At 64.5% G+C, this 19,031-nt stretch carries 23 protein-coding genes and 1 tRNA gene; 18 read left to right on the top strand and 6 right to left on the bottom strand.

Annotated elements, in window-relative coordinates; genetic code table 11:
• Positions 1-44 precede the first annotated feature (44 nt).
• Positions 45-1,532, bottom strand: coding sequence for a deoxyribodipyrimidine photo-lyase (locus tag Q7J58_RS20330; protein ID WP_304831615.1), 1,488 nt, complete (start codon positions 1,530-1,532; stop codon positions 45-47).
• Between the two features lie 61 nt (positions 1,533-1,593).
• Between Q7J58_RS20330 and Q7J58_RS20325 the strand changes: the two genes are divergently transcribed.
• From Q7J58_RS20325 to Q7J58_RS20300, 6 genes are read left to right on the top strand one after another with little or no spacing between them, the layout of a single operon-like run.
• Positions 1,594-2,184 (top strand): YqgE/AlgH family protein, encoded by a 591-nt coding sequence (locus tag Q7J58_RS20325; protein ID WP_304831613.1) that lies wholly within the window; start codon positions 1,594-1,596, stop codon positions 2,182-2,184.
• Entirely contained in the window at positions 2,181-2,588 is a 408-nt protein-coding gene (gene ruvX, locus Q7J58_RS20320) for a Holliday junction resolvase RuvX (protein WP_304831611.1), read from the top strand. The genes Q7J58_RS20325 and ruvX overlap by 4 nt, the downstream gene beginning before the upstream one ends.
• Positions 2,585-3,100, top strand: coding sequence for a bifunctional pyr operon transcriptional regulator/uracil phosphoribosyltransferase PyrR (gene pyrR / locus Q7J58_RS20315; protein ID WP_304831609.1), 516 nt, complete (start codon positions 2,585-2,587; stop codon positions 3,098-3,100). Before ruvX ends, pyrR begins: the two co-directional genes overlap by 4 nt.
• The gene (locus Q7J58_RS20310) at positions 3,097-4,059 is read left to right on the top strand and encodes an aspartate carbamoyltransferase catalytic subunit (protein WP_304831647.1); all 963 of its coding nucleotides are present in this window, start codon (positions 3,097-3,099) and stop codon (positions 4,057-4,059) included. Before pyrR ends, Q7J58_RS20310 begins: the two co-directional genes overlap by 4 nt.
• 10 nt (positions 4,060-4,069) lie before the next feature.
• Positions 4,070-5,413: a dihydroorotase gene (locus tag Q7J58_RS20305; RefSeq protein WP_304831607.1), complete on the top strand. Its 1,344-nt coding sequence runs from the start codon at positions 4,070-4,072 to the stop codon at positions 5,411-5,413.
• Positions 5,410-6,162, top strand: a complete 753-nt coding sequence (locus tag Q7J58_RS20300; RefSeq protein WP_304831605.1) for a lysophospholipid acyltransferase family protein — start codon at positions 5,410-5,412, stop codon at positions 6,160-6,162. The genes Q7J58_RS20305 and Q7J58_RS20300 overlap by 4 nt, the downstream gene beginning before the upstream one ends.
• Before the next feature lie 31 nt (positions 6,163-6,193).
• Here the strand turns inward: Q7J58_RS20300 and Q7J58_RS20295 are convergent, their stop codons facing one another.
• Complete coding sequence (locus Q7J58_RS20295; protein ID WP_304831603.1) at positions 6,194-6,838, bottom strand: glutathione S-transferase; 645 nt, start codon at positions 6,836-6,838, stop codon at positions 6,194-6,196.
• A gap of 122 nt (positions 6,839-6,960) precedes the next feature.
• Between Q7J58_RS20295 and Q7J58_RS20290 the strand changes: the two genes are divergently transcribed.
• From Q7J58_RS20290 to Q7J58_RS20240, 11 genes are all read left to right on the top strand, one after another.
• Positions 6,961-7,365 (top strand): DUF2946 domain-containing protein, encoded by a 405-nt coding sequence (locus tag Q7J58_RS20290; protein WP_304831601.1) that lies wholly within the window; start codon positions 6,961-6,963, stop codon positions 7,363-7,365.
• A 64-nt stretch (positions 7,366-7,429) separates the two neighbouring features.
• Complete coding sequence (locus Q7J58_RS20285; RefSeq protein WP_304831600.1) at positions 7,430-8,083, top strand: SCO family protein; 654 nt, start codon at positions 7,430-7,432, stop codon at positions 8,081-8,083.
• A 46-nt stretch (positions 8,084-8,129) separates the two neighbouring features.
• The gene (locus Q7J58_RS20280; RefSeq protein ID WP_304831598.1) at positions 8,130-8,615 is read left to right on the top strand and encodes a copper chaperone PCu(A)C; all 486 of its coding nucleotides are present in this window, start codon (positions 8,130-8,132) and stop codon (positions 8,613-8,615) included.
• Positions 8,616-8,657: 42 nt separating this feature from the next.
• Positions 8,658-9,095 (top strand): Spy/CpxP family protein refolding chaperone, encoded by a 438-nt coding sequence (locus tag Q7J58_RS20275; protein WP_304831596.1) that lies wholly within the window; start codon positions 8,658-8,660, stop codon positions 9,093-9,095.
• A gap of 35 nt (positions 9,096-9,130) precedes the next feature.
• On the top strand, positions 9,131-9,520 hold the full coding sequence (locus Q7J58_RS20270) for a DUF2946 family protein (protein ID WP_304831594.1): 390 nt from the start codon (positions 9,131-9,133) through the stop codon (positions 9,518-9,520).
• A 77-nt stretch (positions 9,521-9,597) separates the two neighbouring features.
• Positions 9,598-10,239, top strand: a complete 642-nt coding sequence (locus Q7J58_RS20265) for a hypothetical protein (protein ID WP_304831592.1) — start codon at positions 9,598-9,600, stop codon at positions 10,237-10,239.
• Positions 10,236-10,730 (top strand): copper chaperone PCu(A)C, encoded by a 495-nt coding sequence (locus tag Q7J58_RS20260; RefSeq protein WP_304831590.1) that lies wholly within the window; start codon positions 10,236-10,238, stop codon positions 10,728-10,730. The genes Q7J58_RS20265 and Q7J58_RS20260 overlap by 4 nt, the downstream gene beginning before the upstream one ends.
• 3 nt (positions 10,731-10,733) lie before the next feature.
• Positions 10,734-11,144, top strand: a complete 411-nt coding sequence (locus tag Q7J58_RS20255) for a hypothetical protein (RefSeq protein WP_304831588.1) — start codon at positions 10,734-10,736, stop codon at positions 11,142-11,144.
• A gap of 97 nt (positions 11,145-11,241) precedes the next feature.
• The gene (locus Q7J58_RS20250; RefSeq protein ID WP_304831586.1) at positions 11,242-12,240 is read left to right on the top strand and encodes an MbnP family copper-binding protein; all 999 of its coding nucleotides are present in this window, start codon (positions 11,242-11,244) and stop codon (positions 12,238-12,240) included.
• Positions 12,237-13,436, top strand: a complete 1,200-nt coding sequence (locus Q7J58_RS20245) for a methanobactin export MATE transporter MbnM (RefSeq protein WP_304831584.1) — start codon at positions 12,237-12,239, stop codon at positions 13,434-13,436. The genes Q7J58_RS20250 and Q7J58_RS20245 overlap by 4 nt, the downstream gene beginning before the upstream one ends.
• 19 nt (positions 13,437-13,455) lie before the next feature.
• On the top strand, positions 13,456-14,664 hold the full coding sequence (locus tag Q7J58_RS20240) for a hypothetical protein (protein ID WP_304831582.1): 1,209 nt from the start codon (positions 13,456-13,458) through the stop codon (positions 14,662-14,664).
• A 72-nt stretch (positions 14,665-14,736) separates the two neighbouring features.
• Here the strand turns inward: Q7J58_RS20240 and Q7J58_RS20235 are convergent, their stop codons facing one another.
• On the bottom strand, positions 14,737-15,864 hold the full coding sequence (locus Q7J58_RS20235; protein WP_304831580.1) for an ABC transporter ATP-binding protein: 1,128 nt from the start codon (positions 15,862-15,864) through the stop codon (positions 14,737-14,739).
• 121 nt (positions 15,865-15,985) lie between these two features.
• Here Q7J58_RS20235 and Q7J58_RS20230 point away from each other — a divergent pair, with 121 nt between their 5' ends.
• Positions 15,986-17,596, top strand: coding sequence for an iron ABC transporter permease (locus Q7J58_RS20230; protein WP_304831578.1), 1,611 nt, complete (start codon positions 15,986-15,988; stop codon positions 17,594-17,596).
• Between the two features lie 37 nt (positions 17,597-17,633).
• Here Q7J58_RS20230 and Q7J58_RS20225 read toward each other — a convergent pair whose 3' ends face one another.
• The 3 genes from Q7J58_RS20225 to Q7J58_RS20215 form a co-directional block, all read right to left on the bottom strand.
• Positions 17,634-18,182 carry a DsrE family protein gene (locus Q7J58_RS20225; protein WP_304831576.1) on the bottom strand — a complete coding sequence of 183 codons (549 nt, stop codon included), beginning with the start codon at positions 18,180-18,182 and terminating at the stop codon, positions 17,634-17,636.
• Positions 18,183-18,219: 37 nt separating this feature from the next.
• Positions 18,220-18,294, bottom strand: a tRNA-Arg gene (locus Q7J58_RS20220).
• Positions 18,295-18,348: 54 nt separating this feature from the next.
• On the bottom strand, positions 18,349-19,031 hold a 683-nt coding region (locus Q7J58_RS20215), incomplete at its 5' end, for a LysR substrate-binding domain-containing protein (protein ID WP_304831574.1).

Genomic DNA, 19,031 nt, shown 5'->3' with positions numbered 1-19,031 from the left:
CAGCAGGATGTCGCCTGCGCTGCACGAACCCTCCCCGGGGTTTTTTATTTCGGGGTGGCCCCCGGTTTCTTTACCACCGCATAGCGCAGCAGTGTGCGCGCGCGCGCTTCGGCGTGGTCCACCACCGGCGCCGGGTAGTGGGTGCCCAGTACCACACCGGCTTCGGCCATTTCGATTTCGTTGGCCTTCCAGGGCGCGTGAATCGCAGCGTCGGGCAGGCCGGCGAGTTGCGGCAGGTAACGCCGGATGAACTTGCCGTGGGGGTCGAACTTTTCGCTTTGTGTGACTGGGTTGAAGATGCGGAAGTAGGGCTGGGCGTCGCAGCCGCTGGAACTGGCCCACTGCCAGCCGCCGTTGTTGGCGGCCAGGTCAAAATCGATCAGGTGTTCGGCGAAATAGCGCTCGCCCCAGCGCCAGTCAATGCCGAGGTCTTTCACCAGGAAACTGGCCACCACCATGCGCAAGCGGTTGTGCATGTAGCCGGTCTGGTTGATCTGCGCCATGGCGGCGTCCACCAGCGGGTAGCCGGTGCGTCCTTCGCACCACGCGGCAAACAGCGCCTTGCTGTGCTTGCCATGCTCGAATTTGATGTGGTCGTATTCCGGTTTGAAGGCTTTGTCCACCACATGCGGGAAGTTGGCCAGCACCTGGTGGTAAAAGTCGCGCCAGATCAGCTCCGACAGCCAGGTGCTCGCGCCGGCCATGCCTTGAAGGTGCATCTGGTGGGCCACCGACGCCACTTGCCGCATCGAGAGCGTGCCAAAGCGCAGGTGCACGCTGAGGTAGCTGGGGCCTTTGACCGCAGGGAAGTTGCGCGCCTCGTGGTAGCGGTCAATGCGCTGCACGAAGTCCTTAAACAGCTGGTGTGCCCCGCTGGTGCCGGTGGGCATGGGCAATTGGCTGAGATTGGTTTTCTCAAAGCCGATGTTGGACAGTGTTGGCACGGGTACTGCCCATTCGGCGGGCACAGCCGCCAGCGCCTGGGTGTAACGTGTCACGGGGTAGGGCTTGAGGTGGTAAGGGGTGAGCTGTTTGAGCCAGGCGTTTTTGTAGGGTGTGAACACGCCAAACGGGTGGCCGGCCTGTGTCAGCACCTCGCGCCGCTCAAAAATCACATGGTCTTTGTGGCTGTGCAACAAGATGCCTGCGTGGGCCAGGTCGCCAAAAATGTGGGCATCGCGAGCGAGTGCAGCGGGTTCGTCGTCGTGGTTGGTAAAAACCGCCTGCACCTGCAGGCGCTGGGCCAGCGCGGTTATGGCTTTTGCCGCCCGGTCGTGCAGCACGATCAAACCCACGCCTTGCGTGCCGTTGGCCAGGCCGAGTTCACGAAGGTTTGCATCGAGCTCCACCAGCGACTCGCGGATGAACTCGACCCGCCGGTCGGCGCGGGGCAAGGGGTCCAGAATGTCGGTGTCGAACACGAACACGCACCACACTTGGCGGCAGACCTTGAGCGCGTGGTACAGCGCGGCGTTGTCTTGTGCACGCAGATCGCGGCGGAACCACATCAGCCCTTTGGAGTACGTGTTCATGCATCTCAATCGAAAGTCGGCGCGGACGGGCGCGGTGGGGTGGGCGGCTTAAAATCACCGCATGCTTGCTGATTTTGCCCCCATCAATCTGACCAATCACTTTCTGATTGCGATGCCCAATCTCAGCGATGCGCTATTTGGCCGCAGCGTGGTGTTCATGTGCGAACACAGTGAGCGCGGGGCACTTGGCTTGGTGATCAACAAGCCCAGCGACATCTTGTTGCCCCGTTTGTTTGAAAAAGTGGACCTCACCATGGGTCGCAGCGATCTGGCCTTGCAACCGGTGTTTCAGGGCGGTCCGGTGCAAACTGAGCGGGGTTTTGTGCTGCACGAAGCCGTGGCCGGCGGTGACGGTGAGTCGGTGTACGCCTCTACCTTGTCCATTCCGGGTGGTCTGGAGATGACCACGTCCAAAGACGTGCTTGAAGCCATGGCCTCGGGCGCTGGTCCGCGCAAGGTGTTTGTGACGTTGGGTTATGCCTCCTGGGCCCAGGGTCAGCTGGAATCCGAAATCACCGAAAACAGCTGGCTGACCGTGGAAGCCGACCCGAGCCTGATTTTTGACGCGCCGGTGGCCGAGCGCTACGAGCGGGCCATGGCCCTGCTGGGCCTGCAGCCGTGGATGCTCTCGCCCGATGCAGGCCACGCATGATGGTGGTAGAGGTTTCGGCCCGTTGCCAGCGTTTTCTGGCTTTTGACTTCGGTCTTAAACGTACCGGCGTGGCCAGTGGCAACCGCCTGACCGGCACCGCCACACCCCAAGCCACCATCCAGGCCTTGGGCGACGCCCGCTTTGCACCGATTGCCGCGCGCATCCAGGAATGGCAGCCCGACGCTCTGGTGGTGGGTGTGCCCTACCACCCCGACGGCGCGGCGCACGAAAACACCGCCCGTGCCCTGAAGTTTGCCCGGCAGCTGCGAGGTCGCTACGGCCTGCCGGTGTTTGAGGTGGACGAGCGTTACAGCACCACCGAAGCCCATGCCCTGGGTGCCAAAGACGCCGATGCCGCATCAGCCTGCATTATTTTGGAACAGTTTTTGAGGAGTTTGCCTTGACCCAATCGATTCAGCTCGACGCTGAAGCGCTCTATACCGAGCTCTTGCGCGGCGTGAAAAAGCTTCTGGCGGTTGCGCCGCAGCCCGTTTACCTAGCGGGCATCACCTCGGGTGGTGCTTGGCTGGCTGTGCGCTTGCAACAGGATCTGGGCCTGGAGGGTGACGCCGGCGTGATCTCATCAAGCATGCACCGCGACGACTTTGCGCAGCGTGGCCTGGCGCTCAGCGCGCAAACGGTGCTGCCGTTTGATGTGAACGGTGCCCATGTGCTGCTGGTGGACGATGTGCTCTACACCGGGCGCACCTTGCGTGCGGTGATCAACGAGCTGTTTGATTACGGCCGACCCGCCAGCGTGAAGCTGGCGGTGCTGGTGGACCGTGGTGGACGTGAACTGCCCATTGAGGCCGATGTGTCTGCCGCCACACTGAGCTTGCCTGAAGACCAGTTGCTGGAACTGGCGTGCGACAGCAGCGGACGCTTGAGCTTCGTGCTGGAAAGAAAGGGGGGCTGACCGTGCCACGCAATCCCCAGCTCAACAAAAATGGCGAGCTTATTCACTTGCTGTCCACCGAAGGCTTGTCGCGCGACATCCTCACCAACATCCTGAACACCGCAACCAACTTTGTGAGCGTGAGCAGCCGCGATGTGAAAAAAGTGCCGCTGCTGCGTGGCAAGAGTGTGTTCAACCTGTTTTTTGAAAACAGCACCCGCACCCGCACCACCTTCGAGATCGCGGCCACACGCCTGAGTGCCGACGTCATCAACCTCGACATTGCGCGCTCGTCCGCCTCCAAAGGCGAAAGCCTGCTGGACACCATCGCCAACCTGAGCGCGATGGCCGCTGACATCTTCGTGGTGCGCCACAGCGAGTCGGGTGCGCCCTACCTCATTGCCCAGCACGTGGCCCCGCATGTGCACGTGGTCAACGCGGGCGATGGCCGCCATGCGCACCCCACGCAGGGCCTGCTGGACATGTACACCATCAGGCACTACAAGAAAGACTTTACCCAGCTGTCGGTAGCCATTGTGGGCGACGTGTTGCACTCGCGCGTGGCGCGCTCCGACATCCACGCGCTGACCACGCTGGGCTGTCCCGATGTGCGCGTGGTCGGTCCGCGCACCCTGGTGCCCAGCGACCTCTCGCACATGGGCGTGCGCGTGTGCCATACGCTGGAGGAGGGCATCAAAGACTGCGATGTGGTGATCACCCTGCGCTTGCAAAACGAGCGCATGAGCGGCGCGCTGCTGCCCTCCAGCCAGGAATACTTCAAGAGCTTTGGCCTCACACCCGAGCGTCTGCGCTGGGCCAAACCCGATGCCATCGTGATGCACCCCGGCCCGATCAACCGTGGGGTCGAGATCGATTCCGCCGTGGTGGACGGACCGCAGAGTGTGATCCTGCCGCAGGTCACATTCGGCATCGCGGTGCGCATGGCGGTGATGAGCATCGTGGCCAGCCACGACGCATGAGGACGAGAAAATGAAAATCCTGATTCAGAATGGTCGCGTCATTGACCCTGCCACGGGCCGCGACGAACTGGCCGACGTGGCCATTGCCGCAGGCCGCATCATTGCCATCGGGCAGGTTGCACCCGAGTTCCAGCCCAACCGCATCATTGATGCCAGCGGGTGCGTGGTGGTGCCCGGCCTGGTGGACTTGTCGGTGCGGCTGCGCGAACCCGGCCAGGAGCACGCCGGCATGCTGGAGAGCGAAATGGCTGCAGCGGTGGCCGGTGGCGTCACCTCGTTGGTGTGCCCGCCCGACACCGACCCCGTGCTGGACGAGCCTGGTCTGGTGGACATGCTCAAGTTCCGCGCTGAAAAGCTGCATCTGGCGCGGGTGTTTCCGCTGGGTGCGCTCACGCGCGGCCTCAAGGGCGAGGTGCTGACCGAAATGGCCGAGTTGACCGAATCCGGTTGTATTGGCTTCGGTCAGGCCGAGGTGCCCATTGTCAACGTGCAGGTGCTGCAGCGTGCCCTGCAATACGCGGCCACGTTTGGCTACACCGTGTGGCTGCGCCCGCAAGATTTCTGGCTGGGCAAAGGCGTGGCCGCCAGCGGCCCGCTGGCCACGCGGCTGGGCTTGTCGGGCATTCCGGCGGCGGCCGAAACCATTGCGCTGCACACCCTGTTTGAACTCATGCGCGCGGTGCAGGGCAAGCCAGCGGGCAGCACGGGTGCGCGCGTGCACCTGTGCCGCATCAGCAGCGCGGGCGGTCTGGCCCTGGTGCGCCAGGCCAAGGCCGAGGGCCTGCCAGTCACCTGCGATGTGAGCGTGCACAACCTGCACCTGACCGATGTGGACATTGGCTTTTACGACAGCCGCCTGCGCCTGCAGCCACCGGTGCGCCAGCAACGCGACCGCGACGCGCTGCGCGCAGGTCTGGCCGACGGCACGATTGACGCCTTGGTATCGGATCACAACCCTGTGGACAGCGATGCCAAGATTCTGCCGTTTGCCGAAGCCGAACCCGGTGCCACCGCCGTGGAATTGTTGCTGGGTCTCGCCTGCAAGTGGGCGCAGCAAGACGGCCGCAGCCTCATGCAAGCGTTGACCGTGCTCACCAGCGGGCCGCAGGCGGTGCTGGGTACCAGCCTGGGTACGCTGCAAGCCAGCGTGGGCCGGCTGGCGGTTGGCGGCGTGGCCGACTTGTGTGTGTTCGATCCTGACCAGGGCTGGACGGTGCAGCGCAGCGCGTTGCGCAGCCAAGGCAAGCACACGCCCTTTGAAGGGCATGAAATGCCGGTGTCGGTGCGCGCAACGCTGGTGGGTGGGCAATTGGCCCACCTGGCCCCGGGCACCGTACTGGCCACCGCCGCGTGAGCCGTTTGCGCGCCACGGGGCGCGCGCTACGGGCCCTGGGTCACGTGCTGCGCGGGCTGTGGATCGTCCGCAGCGAGTTTGCCCAACTCTCGCCAGCGCAAACCCAACTGCTGGTGCGCGCTTGGTCGCGTCAGATGATGGACATCATGGGCGTGACGCTGGTGGTGCGCGGTACACCGCCCGCTCAAGGTCCGGCGCTGCTGGTGGCCAACCACGTGTCGTGGCTTGATATTCTGGTGATGAACGCCGCGCAACCCGCCCGCTTTGTGTCCAAGGCCGATGTGAAACATTGGCCGTTGCTGGGCGCGCTCATCACCGGGGCCGGTACGCTTTACATTGAACGCGAAAGCCGACGCGACGCCATGCGCGTGGTGCACCACATGGCCGAGCGGCTACAGGCGCACGACATACTGGCCGTCTTCCCCGAAGGCACCACTGGCGATGGCCGCGCGATGCTGCCCTTTCATGCCAACGTATTTCAGGCTGCCATCGCGGTCCACGCGCCGGTGGTGCCGGTGGCATTGCGGTTTGTGGATGGAGCCAGCGGCCAGCGCAGCCATGCCCCCGTCTTCATCGGTGACACCACGTTGATCGCATCGATCTGGACCACCCTGCGCGCCAACAACCTGCAAGCGGTGGTGGTTTACGGCGAGTCGCAGACCCACAACGGCCGTGATCGCCGGACCTGGGCGCAAGACCTGCACGCTGAGGTGGAGCGGCTGTTGCAGCCCGACCCACCCCCGCGTTGAGCTATCTGGCCAGCTGCCCTGCTGAAGCTTCTCAGGCCTTCATGCGTTGCAGCATCAGTTCGGTATTGGCCTTGCGGTCAGCGCCCACGCGCTGCACCGTGGGGCGTTCGCCCAGGTGTTTAAGGTAGGCGCGTACCGGCAAATCGGCCAGGTAGTCCCGGCCATAAATGATCTTGGTGGCGCTGCCCACCAGCGGCAGATGCACCAGTGCAGCGCAGTCGGCCAGGGTGAAGGTATCGCCGGCAATGAAGGGCGAAAACCGGGTCAGTTTGGCAAAGGCGGCCACGTTTTTCTCCAGTTGCTGGCCCGTCTTTTCCTTGGTGCTGTCGCTCACCTTGCCGCCAAAAAAGGCCTCGGGGTACAGGTTGCGCGCCACCAGTTCCAGGTGCAGTTCCAGGTAGCGCAGCAATTCGCGCACCTTGGCGGCCGCAAAGGGGTCGGCTGGCAGCAGCGGATGCTGCGGATATTTGGCCTCAATATATTCCAGCATCACGGTGGACTCGCAGAGCGTTCCCTCGTCGGTTTTCAGGTAGGGCACCTTGCCGAGAGGGCTGGCGTCGGTGTCGGTCTGGCCCACCCAGGCTAGCTCTTCTTCAAACGGCACGCCTTTTTCAAGCAGGGCAAGTTTGACCTTGTTGTAGTAGTTGCTGGCCGCGAAGCCGCAGAGTGTGAGCATCGGTTGTCTCCGTTGGTTGGATGGGTGACGCGATGGTAGTTCGGGCTTGGCTGGTGCAGGCGTCGCGCAGGCAACACGGCCCGCAGGGCTTGCAAGACTGCGCACGCTGATACACTGCGAAGATGTCTTTGACCCGTGTCCACCGCCGATTCACCGCCTGGCTGGCCATGCTCGCCATGGTGTTGAGCGCGCTGGCGCCTACGCTGGCGCAGGCGGTGGTGGCCTCGTCTGACGGGGCTCAATGGGTCGAGGTGTGCAGTGCCAGCGGCATGGTCTGGGTCAAGGCCGACACCGGTTTGGACGCCGCAGACCCGCAGAGCAGCGGGCACAGCGCGCCAATGTCCGACGCTTCTATGCACTGCGCCTGGTGCAGCCTGCACGGTGGGGCGGCAGGCTTGCCGCCATCGGTCGATGCGGCCGAAGCACCGCCGCGCCAGACGGAGCGCCCTCCCGCCTTTTTCTACGCCGCCGCGCTCGCGGGGGTTTGGGCCGTTGCCCACGCCCGAGCGCCTCCTCTCGCCACCTGAAATCACCACGGTCGCACACCTTTCGCGGGTGCTGCGTGTGTTTCACGATTTTTAGGGAGGCCCCATGCCTCATTGGGTTTCTAAGGCGCCGCAGGCGCAACACGGACTGAGCCGCCGCTCGGCCGCCGTGTGGTTGGGTGCGGTGGTCTGTAGTGGGTTGTTGGCTGCGTGCGATGGTCCTTCTGTCACCGGTGGCTCTGCGGGCTTCAAGGGCATCGATATCTCAGGCGCTCCGTATGGCCGCGACTTTGCCCTGACCGACTTCAACGGCCAGCCGCGAACCCTGGCCGATTACCGTGGCCAGGTGGTGATGCTGTATTTCGGCTTTGTGCAGTGCCCCGATGTGTGTCCGACGGCGCTGACACGGGCTTCGGCCGTGATGCAACAGCTCGGGCCTGACGCCGCCCAGGTGCAACTGCTGTTTGTGACGGTGGACCCAGAGCGCGACACGCCGGCTTTGTTGCGCGAGTACATGGCCGCCTTCGACGCTTCATTCATGGCGCTGACCGGTGACACCGCGCAGATCAAGGCTGCGGCCGATGAATTTCGGGTGTTCTTCAAAAAGATTCCGACCGGCAGCAGCTACACCATGGACCACACGGCACTGACCTATCTGTTTGACCGTCAGGGCCGTTTGCGCCTGGCACTGCGACACGAGCAGAGCGCCGACGACTACGCCTTCGACATCAAAAAGTTGCTTGCCGAAAAGACCCACTGAGTTGCACCGTTCTCTTTCCTTTTTTCCCCTTTCAACAGGAGTCACCATGAAAAAATTGCTCATCACCGCCTTGCTCGCCGTCACTGCCAGCGCCTGGGCCCAGACCACCGTCAAAGTAGAAGACGCCTGGGTGCGCGGCACCGTCTCCACCCAAAAGGCCACCGGCGCATTCATGCGCCTGACGCCCTCGGCCAATGCCCGCCTGGTGGCGGCCCAGTCGCCTGTGGCCGGCGTGGTTGAAATCCATGAAATGGCGATGGAAAACGACGTGATGAAAATGCGCCAGATTCCAGGTCTGGACCTGGCGGCAGGCCGCACCCTGGAGCTCAAGCCGGGCGGCTACCACGTGATGCTGATGGACCTGAAACAACAAATGAAGGGGGGCGACAGTGTGGCCATCACGCTGGTGTTTGAAGACGATGCCAAGAAGCGCTTCACGCAAGAAATCAAAGCCCCCGTGACCGCGCTGGGCGGTGGCAATGGCCCTGCGCCCATGAAGAACGACATGGGCCACGGTAGCCACAAGCATTGAGACCCCCAACCCCTATAGACCTTGGTGACCTTGGAGATCCCAATGAAAACCACTTTCCGTACCGTGCGCTGTGCTGCCATGCTGCTGGCGCTGGTGGTGACCGGCAGCCTCGCGGTGGCCAAAAACGTGCCCGGCGATGCGGCCATTCCTGTGGTGGAGTTGATGCCGCTCACCCTGCGTTACGAGGCCGATCTCAAGCTCAGCGCCGAACAAATCCAGGCGCTGGCGGACTACCGCAAACAGGCCATGCCCGGCCGCATCGCAGTGCAGAAGAAGATCGTTGAGTTGCGCGGCCAGTTGCGCATGGCCATCCTGGACAACAAGCCTCCGGCTGAACGCGAGGCGCTGATGCAACAGATCGCCGAGGCCGAAGTGGCGCATTTCAAGGGCCGTGACCGCTGCGTCGAAGCCTTGCGCAAGGTCTTGAGTGCCGAGCAGTTCGCACAGCTCAGCAAGCTGTACCTGGACGGTTTGCGCTGAGCGCTGGCCTCCTGCCCTGAGCTGCCGCCCCTGGCATGTCCACCCACCTGAAGCGTTCGCTGACCCGCGTCCTGCTGGCCGCGATGCTGCTCGCCGTGCTCGCGCCCGGGCTCTCGCGCGTGCTGGCGAGCACGCGGGTGGCCGGCGACTGGGTCGAGGTTTGCAGCGCTCAGGGCATGCAATGGGTGCAACTGGCGGATCGAGGCGCTTTGCCGCAACCGGGCCACGCAGGCGATCTGCAGCATGCGCTGGACCATTGTGGTCATTGCGCGTTGGCGGCGGAGCGCTTTGCGCCGCTGCAGCCCAGCTTGCCCGCCGTGCCTGCCGGCGATGGTGTGTGGGCCTCTCCCGCCTACCTGGCCGCTGCGCGGCATGTTCTGAATGCGCCCAGCCCAGGCGCCCGTGGTCCGCCGCTGCTGAGCTGAACCTTCGGTGCGACCCCGCTTGGGTTCGCAGGTTCAGTGGCTTGGCACCAATGCCGGCCCCGTCTCAGGAGCATTTCATGACATCAGCAATTTCTTCTGTCGAGCTGGTTTGTGCCGGCCAGCAATCGGTTTTTCTGGCCGGTGAATCCGGCCCGGTTTGGCGCGTGGTTCAAGGCATTGTGCGTTTGGACCGCCACAGCGGCCCGGTCTGCCAGCCGGTGCAGTTGGCCCTGCCCGGTGATCTGATCGGTATCGAGGCCCTGTGCGATCAGCCCTACCAGCTCGGCGCCAGTGCCTTTACGCCCTGCCGGCTGGAGGCGGTGTGTTCGGAAGACCTCAGCATGCACCGGCCGTTGCTGCAGCAGGCGCTGCTGCAGCACATGGAACGCAGCCAAGACATGGCCCAGTTGCGCACCGGCAGCGTGTTGCAGCGCTTGGCTCACTTGCTCGCACTCATGGGTTTGAACGTGACATCCCTTGGGTACGCCCAGCCTGGTGAGGCGGACGCGATCCGACAGGCCTTGCCAGCGCTGCGCGAGGTGGCGCTGTTGGTGGACGCCAAGACCGAAACGGTGTGCCGTGCGCTCGCGCAACTGCTGCCCCCACGCAGCCGCAAGGGCGGACCGGTCCGCGCGGTGCGCGAGTGGTCTGCCGCTGCGCCGGGCCGCCTGGCCAGCGCATGGGCTGCCAACGTGGTACCGCTGGGTGCCGCGGCGTGAACCGGCGCTTCATGTTGCTGGGCCTGTTGGGCTTTGGGCTCGTCGAGCCTGTTCTGGCCCATGATTTCAAGGCCGGCGAGTTGCGCGTCGACCATCCCTACGCCACGCCCAGCGCACCCGGCCTGAAGACCGGCACGGTGTATTTCAGGGCCATCAGGAACCGGGGTGCGCAAAACGACCGTCTGCTGTCGGCCAGCACGCCGGTGGCCGCTCGGGTGGAGATTCACCGCATGCAAATGGATGGCGACGTGATGCGCATGCGCGCGGTCGACGCGGTGGATCTGCCCGCCAAGTCCGAGGTAAAGCTGCGCCATGGCGCCCAAGATGGGCACCACCTGATGCTGTTTGAGCTGAACGCACCCCTGAAAGACGGCGATCGCTTTCCTGTCACGTTGCGTTTTGAGCGGGCGGGTACGCATGCGGTGACGGTCTGGGTGCAAACGCCACGGCGCATTGGCACGGCTTCCCCAACGAGCGAACACAGGCATTGATCCATGGCGTCTGTGCGCCTTCTGCCCATGCCGGTCGCCCAGGTGCGCCGCTGGCTGCACCTGCTGTGGCTGTGCACGCTGTTTTCTGCGTTGCACGGCACCTTGGGCGCGTGGGTGGTGCCGGTATGGTCGGGCCAGGCAGCGGTGGAGATTTGCACGCCGCAGGGCATGCAATGGGTTGCCCTGGAAAACAGCGCGCCGGGTGGTGAATCGGACCTGGAAGGGCTGGCACAGCCCTGTGTCTGGTCGTCGGCGCATACGGCCATGGTGTGGGCACCGCCGCTGCTGCGGCTGCGCGCACCCGGGCACACAAGCCCATTGGACCAGGGGGACGTTCGCCCCGGCCCCCACAGCGACAGCGCGGAGCGGGTGCTGCTCATGTCCGCCATGCGGGCACCGCCACTGGCCGTCTGAGCCTTCTTTCGTATTTTGTTTGGCGTGCCTGGGCCAACGATTTGTCAATCGTTCCCTGCCGGGCATGCACATCTATCCTTTTCATCTAGAGATTTTTATGAAACACAGTTTTTCCCTGATCGCCGTTGCGCTGGCTGGCGCTGGCTTGTTGTCTGCTTGCGGTGGCGGCGATGCTGAGCCCAGCAGTCCGAAATCCATCGACATCCAGTTCGCCACGGTAGCGGGTAGTGCCGCTGTCAACTGCGACACCGCGTCCATTCCCAGCTTGGGTACTACCAATGCCAATGGCCGTTTGCGCGACGCACGCTTTTACGTCAGCAACGTGGCCATGATCCGCGCCGACGGTGTGGAAGTGCCCGTGACATTGCCCGCCAACAACAACTGGAACGCCACCGTGGGCACAGACCGCGTCACGCTGATCGACCTGGAAGACAAAACCGGCGCTTGCAACGGCACCACGGATACCAACCCCAGCCTCAAAGGCACGGTGCCTGCGGGCAACTATGTGGGCGTGACCATGACCCTGGGCGTGCCGTTTGCGCTCAACCACACCGACCAGACGGCAGCGCTGGACAAAACCCCCGCCGTCATCAACAACGCTGTCCATCCTGGCATGGCTTGGTCGTGGGCCGGTGGGCGCAAGTTTGCCAAGATCGAGTTGACCGATGTGCTGGCTGCTGAACCCGCAGATACGGCGGGCAAATGGGCTGCGTCGGTGTTCAACATGCACTTGGGCTCTACCGGTTGCACCGGCACCAACCCCGCTGCGGGTTTGGTGGATAAATGCACCGAACCCAACCGCGCCACAGTGCGTTTTGCGGCCTTCAACCCCGAGACACAGAAAGTCAACGTCGATGTGCGTGCGCTGCTGGCCGAGAACGATGCCACCGCCAACATGTCTGGCCCCACGGGCTGCATGTCTGGCCTGACCGACTTTGAATGCACGGGCGTGTTCAAGGCGCTGCAAATCGGCTTCGACGGCACTGCCGCAACCGGTGCCACCTACACCATTGGCAAGGTGGGCGATGCCACCAACTACGGTCTGCCCATTGCGGGTGGTGCGGCGCAAACGGTGTTCAAGGTGGCCGCCAAATGAAAAACGGGCGGCGTCTGATTCACACGCTGCTCGGCCTGGTGGGACTCACCGCTGCATTGGCAGCGGTGACGCTGGCCGGTTGTGGAGGCGGCGGCACCACCGTGGTGGATACCACCTTGGGTGGTGGCAAACCGGGTGCGTGGGCCTGGGCGCTGCCCAGCGGCTTCCCGGCACCCCGGGTGCCCGAAAGCAACCCCATGAGCGAAGCCAAGGCAGAGCTGGGGCGGTTTCTGTTTTACGACAAGCGCCTGTCGGGCAATGGCACCCAGGCCTGCGCCAGTTGTCACCACCAAAACAAGGCTTTCACCGACGGGCTGACCGTGTCACGCGGATCCACCGGCGAGCTGCACCCCCGCAATGCCCAAAGCCTGGCCAATGCGGCCTACCATCCCACGCTGACCTGGGCCAACCCGTCGCTGCTGAGCCTGGAGGCCCAGTTGCAGGTGCCATTGTTTGGCGAGAACCCGGTGGAAATGGGCATCAACGACCACAACAAGGCCGAGGTGCTGGAGCGCATCAACACAGACCAGCGTTACCCGGCCATGTTTGCTGCGGCTTTTCCGTCTGAGGCCGATGCGCTGTCGTGGGGCAACATCGGGCGGGCCATTTCAGCATTTCAGCGCACGCTGATGTCGGGCAACAGCAAGTTTGACCGCAGCCAGCGTGGCCAGGAAACCCTGACCGCTGCCGAGCAACGCGGCCAGACCCTGTTTTTTGGCGAAAAGGCCGAATGCTTCCACTGCCACGCGGGCTTCAACTTCAACGACCAGGTGGTGCATGCGTCCACCCAGGTGCTGGACACCCCGTTCCACAACACCGGGCTCTACAACATTGGGGGAACCGGCAATTTCCCCGAGGGCAATCAGGGTTTGTTCGAGTTCACCAACAAGCCCGGCGACCGGGGCCTGTTCCGGGCGCCGAGTTTGCGCAACATCGAGGTGACCGCGCCCTATATGCACGATGGCAGCATCGCCTCGCTGGAAGAGGTGCTGGACTTCTACGCCGCCGGAGGCCGCCACATCACCAGTGGCCCGCAAGCGGGCGACGGGCGGCTCAACCCCAACAAAAGTGACCTGATCAGCCGCATCGACCTCAACGCACAGGAAAAAGCCGACATCGTCGCCTTCCTCAAAACACTGACCGACCATGAATTCCTCACCCATCCCAAGTTCTCTGATCCGTTCGCCAAACCTTGATGGCGTGGGTGTGTCCGCCATGCGATGGGCTGTCTTGGTGGGCCTGGCGGTGTGTGCTGGTTCGGCCTTTGCGCATGGCGAGGTGGACGATGTCCTGCCGACCGAACCCGGCGTGGTGTTTGAAGCCGCTGCCGCCTTGCGCCACCTGAGCGCTGACGCGGTGCTGCCATCTGCACGCCTGAGCGGCTATTTGCTGCAGGGCGATGCCGGACCGGCGCTGCGTGGTACGCAGTTGGAGCACGGAACGGTGGGGCTGGCGGTGCGGCTGGACGGCACCTGGGGCGCTCAATGGGTGCTGGGCAAGCACGGCAGCGATCCGGCTCATGTGGAGGCGGCCTGGCTGCAGGCCCGACACGACACCGACGATGCCACGTGGTTGTTCAGCGCAGGTCGACAGCAACCCGCCATGGGCGCTGTGTTGGGCGGTGCAGGCCATCTGGACCGGTTCGGCCTCGTGCCGTTGGCCGTGCGCATGGCGGTCAATGACCAGTGGATCGACGACGGACTGCAGCTGGGCTGGCGCCGCGACATGGGCGCATCCACTTGGCGCGCGGATGCCGGGCTCTGGCGTGGCCAGGCCTTCCCGGGGGCTGCACACGGCGGAGCGGCTCCCAGCTTGCATGCGGGCTGGACGCAAGACCCTTGGGCGGTGGATGCTGTGGCCGCTCGCTTCGAGCCCCAAGGGCGTGGCAGCGCGATCGGCGGCACGGCTGGGCACAGCCACAGCGCGCCGGTGTGCGACGCTGCGTTAAACAAGGTGGTGTGTTTCAGCGGCCGCAGCCAACTGGCCGCAGCCAGCTGGCGATGGAGTGGCCTGAATGCCGAGCAGCCTTGGCCCGTGACATTGACCGCTGCCGGCTGGCTTCGGCATGAGACGGGTGCCATCGAGTCGGCCAATGGCTTGGCCGACTACCGAGGGAACAACCGCGGGGGCTGGCTGGAGGCGCTGTGGCATGTGCGGCCCCAGTGGGAGCTGGGTTGGCGCGGTGAGCGCCTGAGCGCTTCGCACCGGCTGAACGGTCCTGGCGCCAGCCTGTTGGCCAGCGAAACGCAGCTGAACGCTTACACGCCGTCGAACCGCCACACCCTGATGCTGGGCTACAGCCCGGCGGATTGGGCGGATGTCCGTGTGGAAGCGGGCCGCGAATCGGTGGGCGGAACCCGTGTGTCGTTTGCCTCCGTGCGGCTGGTGTTCAACTACGCCACCATGCCTGTCGGTGGCCGTTGACGGCAAGAAAGCTGGTGTCTGACGGGCGTGTTGCACATCGAACGTGAGGGTTCCGCGCCCGGTGGCAAACCGTCAATGCCCGATCAGGTCGGCCGGATGGCGCACCACGCCTGGCGCCGGCGCCGAGGTGGCGCCCGCGCCGCGTGCAAACGTGACCACGTGGTCCACTTCGGCGCGAATGCCAATCCATTCGCCCACCGCGTGGTTGTGGTGCGAAGGCACATGTGTCATCAGCGTTTCACCGCTGATCAGACGCAAGGTGTAGAGAAATTCAGAGCCACGAAACGCCTTGCGGACGATTTGCGCCTTCACCGGCGCATGGTCGTCGTGCACGATGTCGTCGGCCCGCAACAACACGTCGCACAGGCCCGCCTCGTAGGCGCTGGGCAGCGGGCATTCTTCCACGTCTTGCAGGGCGCCCAGTGGCGTCTGCACCGACACCTCGTTGCCCACCAGCCGTATTTGTGCTGGCGCAAACACGCCGTGGCCAATGAACTCGGCCACGAAGCGGGTGGCCGGGCGGTGGTACAGCGCGTAGGCATCGTCCCACTGGTGCAGGTGGCCCTCGTGCATGACGCCGATCACGTCGCCAATGGCAAATGCTTCGAGCTGGTCGTGGGTGACGAACAGCGCGGTGGCGCCTGCGGCCTTCAAAATGGCGCGCACTTCGTGGGCCAGGCGCTCACGCAGGTCCACGTCGAGGTTGGAAAACGGCTCATCCAACAGCAGCAGGCGCGGTTTGGGGGCCAGCGCACGGGCCAGCGCCACGCGCTGCTGCTGTCCGCCCGAGAGTTCATGGGGAAAGCGCGCCTGCATGCCGTCCAGTCCCACCAGCTTGAGCACCTCGGCCACGCGGTGGTCGCGCTCGGCGCGGGGCAGGCGGTGGATGCCAAAGGCCACGTTGCGGCCCACTTCAAGGTGGGGGAACAGTGCGTAATCTTGAAACACCATGCCAATGCGGCGCTGCTCGGCCGGCATGTGGTGCTGGCCGTCGCTCACGGTTTCGCCTTGCAGGGTGATGCTGCCGCTGCTGGCACGCTCCAGCCCGGCCACGGCGCGAAGCAGGGTGGTTTTGCCGCAGCCCGAGGGGCCAATGAGCACGCCGATGTCGCCGGCACGCAGGCCCAACGAAACGCCGTCCACCGCCGCTTGCGGCTGGCCGGGGTATTGCACGCTGAGGTGGGAGACGTTCAGAAACATGGGACTTATTGTAGATAACTACAATTCTCATTTGTGTTGATGTGGGTCAACCGCCGTCCAGTGCCCTGTAGGCTGGTGGTTTGCCCGCACCGCTTTTCCCCTTCCTAACTTTGGTTTGCCCATGTTGCGCTGGTTGTCCTTGGCTTCCTTGATGCTGATTGCGCTGCTTCTCACGCTGCCGGTGCTGTCGCTGGGCGGTTCGTGGCTGCAGTTTGACGCGGCCGCCCGCGATGTGCTGAGCCAGATGGCGCAAACCGTGCTGCCCGACTACGCGCTCACCACCGTGGTGCTGTGCCTGAGTGTGGCGGTGGGCGTGGCGCTGGTGGGCATGGGCACGGCCAGCGCGGTCACGCTGTTTGACTTTCCCGGCCGGCGCATTTTTGAATGGGCGTTGCTGCTGCCACTGGCCATGCCCGCCTATGTGGTGGCCTACGCCTACACCGACTTTCTGCAGTTCAGCGGACCGCTGCAGGTGGGCTTGCGCGATGCCTTTGGCTGGCGCGGGCGCGTATTTCCTGAGATTCGCAACACACCCGGCGCGGTCTGGGTGTTCACCTTTTCGCTGTATCCCTATGTGTACCTGCTGGCGCGCACCGCCCTGACCGAGCGCGCCTCGCAGCTGATGGAGGCGGCCCGCTTGTTGGGGGCGCCGCTGTCGCGCCGCATCCGCGAGGTGGCGCTGCCGCTGGCGCGCCCCGCCGTGGCAGCGGGTGTGGCGCTGGCGCTCATGGAAACCCTGGCCGACTTTGGTGTGGCCAGCTATTTCGGCATCCAGACCTTCACAGCGGGCATCTACAAAGCCTGGCTGGCCATGGACAACCGCTCGGCCGCCGCGCAACTGGCCACCATGCTGCTGGCCACTGTGGCGCTGTTGCTGTGGCTGGAACACCGGGCGCAAAAGCGCATGCGTTTTGCCACCCTGCGCGGCCAGCGCGCGGGCAGCAGCGAAGCCCAGCCAGTGCGTTTGCGCGGTGGTCGCGCCACCCTGGCGGTGTTGGTGTGTGTGCTGCCCATTCTGTTTGGTTTCGTGCTGCCGGTGCTGTTCATGTTGCGTCCCCTCATCGGCGGCTGGGACGACTTGCCCTGGACCGCCTTTGTGCAATGGTCGCGCAACAGCGTGTGGCTGGCCGGGCTCAGCGCCGCGCTGGCCACCGCGCTGGCGCTGGCGCTGGCGTTTGCGGTGCGGGCTCGCCCTGGCCCGGTGACCCGTGGCGTGGTGCAACTGGCCAGCCTGGGTTATGCCGTGCCGGGCGCGGTGATTGTGGTGGGCATCTTGTTGCCGGTGGGCTGGGTGCAAATGCTGCGGCCCGAGTCCAGCGTGGGTTACTGGATCACCGCCACGGCGTTGGGCATTGTGTGGGCGTACCTGGTGCGTTTCACGGCGGTGGCCTTGCAGTCGGTGCAAAGCGGTTATGCGCGCATACCCGCCAGCCTGGACGATTCGGCCCGCATGCTGGGCACCACCGGTTTCGGTCTGGCGGCGCGGGTGCACTGGCCACTGCTGAAACGATCCACCGCCGCCGCTGCGTTGCTGGTGTTTGTGGATGTGATGAAAGAACTGCCCGCCACGCTGGTGCTGCGCCCGTTCAACAGCGACACCCTGGCGGTGGTGACCTACCAGCTGGCGCGCGACGAGCGCCTGGGCGAAGCGGCGTTGCCCGCGCTCACCCTGGTGCTGGTGGGCCTGGTGCCTGTGATCCTGCTGAGCCGCACACTGCGCCAGCGTACATAGCCGCTGCGCGTCTTGACATGGGCTTGTGCGCCGCTGTTCAGCGGATGTCGTCGATGGAAAAACGCTTGTCCGTCACCACCGGCGTGATCAGGCCATAGCCCTGGTTTTGCCAGTGCACCAACTCGGTCATGGCCGAGGGGGTCACTTCCACGAAGGGCTGCATATCGGCCAGCGTGTAGCCAAAGTCTTGCAGCGCCAGCCCGCAGACCTTGAACTTCACGCCCTGCTCGGCGTAGTAGCGCATGCGCTGCACCACTTCTTCGTATTGGGCTTCGTTCTTCTTCGCCACCGTCACCAACTCGGTGCCGTGCAGTACCACGACCACGCTCATATCGTCGTTGAACAGGCTGTAAGGCGCCTCGGTCAGCGGGTTGATGAACGAGCGCAGCCAGTACAGTGCAGCCCCCATCTTGGCCGGGTTGTCCAGGTAGATGTCGAACAGGGCTTTGGGGTTTTTGTAGGGCGTTTGCACGAACTTGGCTTGCGCCTGTGCGCTGGGCGGCTGCAGCGCCATACCGGCGAGGGCTGCGAGGCAGCAGGCGAGGGCGGTGGACGTGCCAAAACAGCGGGGAGGGGCGGTGTGCATGCGGTGTCTCCCGGTGGACCCGCGCAGGGGTCGAATGTGGTACCACCAACAGGAATCGAACCTGTATCTAGCGCTTAGGAGGCGCTCGTTCTATCCATTGAACTATGGCGGCGAAAACCGGCGAGCTCGCATTGTACGGGTGACCGTCGGGTCGGCTCGGTGGCCGTTACATGGGCGCTTGGCGCAGCTGTTTGCTGCACACCGGCACGTATTCGCCTAGGAAGTCCAGAAAACTGCGCACCGCCGGCGACAGGCCGCGGCGCGAGGGAAACACCGCGTGGACCACGCCCACCGGCATGGACCATTCCGGCAGCAGGCGCATCAGACGGCCGTCGCGCAACTCGTCCTCGCACATGTAGTCCGGCAGCCAGCACATGCCGCTGCCGCCCAGCACCGCCCGCTTCAGGGTGAGCAGATCGTCGGCAATGTAGCGTGGCCGGTACTGCAGCACGGCCTCCCGGCCCTGGGTATGCGTCAGACGGACGCTGACTTGTCCATCCGCGGCCGACATCGCCACGCTGTCGAGCTGGCTCGCTTCTTCAAGGGTGACTGGCGTGCCCTGCCTTTCAAGCAGCGCCGGGCTGGCCACCAGCACGGAGCGGGCGTCGTCCAGCCGCTTGATGACCAGGCTGCCGCTTTCCTCCAGCGACAGGCGCACGCGCAACGCCACGTCCACGCCTTCCTTCACCAGATCCACCACGCGGTTGTTCACCTCCATCTCCACGCGCATCTGCGGGTGCCGCGCGAGGTAGATCGGCATCACGTCGGCCAGCACCGTCTGCGCCAGCGTGACCGGGCACACCACGCGGATCGTGCCGCGCGGCTCCGTCTGCGCATTGGCCACCACAT

Origin of the sequence: Hydrogenophaga sp., assembly GCF_030656115.1 — a bacterium.
Classification (GTDB): domain Bacteria; phylum Pseudomonadota; class Gammaproteobacteria; order Burkholderiales; family Burkholderiaceae_C; genus Hydrogenophaga.
This window is presented reverse-complemented; position numbering and strand designations above follow the sequence as displayed.

Excerpts from the sequence above, each read along its gene's own strand:
- Q7J58_RS20330 (WP_304831615.1), bottom strand. The coding sequence starts at position 1,532 with ATGAACACGTACTCCAAAGGGCTGATGTGGTTCCGCCGCGATCTGCGT.
- Q7J58_RS20325 (WP_304831613.1), top strand. The coding sequence starts at position 1,594 with ATGCTTGCTGATTTTGCCCCCATCAATCTGACCAATCACTTTCTGATT.
- ruvX (WP_304831611.1), top strand. The coding sequence starts at position 2,181 with ATGATGGTGGTAGAGGTTTCGGCCCGTTGCCAGCGTTTTCTGGCTTTT.
- Q7J58_RS20305 (WP_304831607.1), top strand. The coding sequence starts at position 4,070 with ATGAAAATCCTGATTCAGAATGGTCGCGTCATTGACCCTGCCACGGGC.
- Q7J58_RS20295 (WP_304831603.1), bottom strand. The coding sequence starts at position 6,838 with ATGCTCACACTCTGCGGCTTCGCGGCCAGCAACTACTACAACAAGGTC.
- Q7J58_RS20290 (WP_304831601.1), top strand. The coding sequence starts at position 6,961 with ATGTCTTTGACCCGTGTCCACCGCCGATTCACCGCCTGGCTGGCCATG.
- Q7J58_RS20285 (WP_304831600.1), top strand. The coding sequence starts at position 7,430 with ATGCCTCATTGGGTTTCTAAGGCGCCGCAGGCGCAACACGGACTGAGC.
- Q7J58_RS20280 (WP_304831598.1), top strand. The coding sequence starts at position 8,130 with ATGAAAAAATTGCTCATCACCGCCTTGCTCGCCGTCACTGCCAGCGCC.
- Q7J58_RS20275 (WP_304831596.1), top strand. The coding sequence starts at position 8,658 with ATGAAAACCACTTTCCGTACCGTGCGCTGTGCTGCCATGCTGCTGGCG.
- Q7J58_RS20270 (WP_304831594.1), top strand. The coding sequence starts at position 9,131 with ATGTCCACCCACCTGAAGCGTTCGCTGACCCGCGTCCTGCTGGCCGCG.
- Q7J58_RS20265 (WP_304831592.1), top strand. The coding sequence starts at position 9,598 with ATGACATCAGCAATTTCTTCTGTCGAGCTGGTTTGTGCCGGCCAGCAA.
- Q7J58_RS20255 (WP_304831588.1), top strand. The coding sequence starts at position 10,734 with ATGGCGTCTGTGCGCCTTCTGCCCATGCCGGTCGCCCAGGTGCGCCGC.
- Q7J58_RS20250 (WP_304831586.1), top strand. The coding sequence starts at position 11,242 with ATGAAACACAGTTTTTCCCTGATCGCCGTTGCGCTGGCTGGCGCTGGC.
- Q7J58_RS20245 (WP_304831584.1), top strand. The coding sequence starts at position 12,237 with ATGAAAAACGGGCGGCGTCTGATTCACACGCTGCTCGGCCTGGTGGGA.
- Q7J58_RS20240 (WP_304831582.1), top strand. The coding sequence starts at position 13,456 with ATGCGATGGGCTGTCTTGGTGGGCCTGGCGGTGTGTGCTGGTTCGGCC.
- Q7J58_RS20235 (WP_304831580.1), bottom strand. The coding sequence starts at position 15,864 with ATGTTTCTGAACGTCTCCCACCTCAGCGTGCAATACCCCGGCCAGCCG.
- Q7J58_RS20230 (WP_304831578.1), top strand. The coding sequence starts at position 15,986 with ATGTTGCGCTGGTTGTCCTTGGCTTCCTTGATGCTGATTGCGCTGCTT.
- Q7J58_RS20225 (WP_304831576.1), bottom strand. The coding sequence starts at position 18,182 with ATGCACACCGCCCCTCCCCGCTGTTTTGGCACGTCCACCGCCCTCGCC.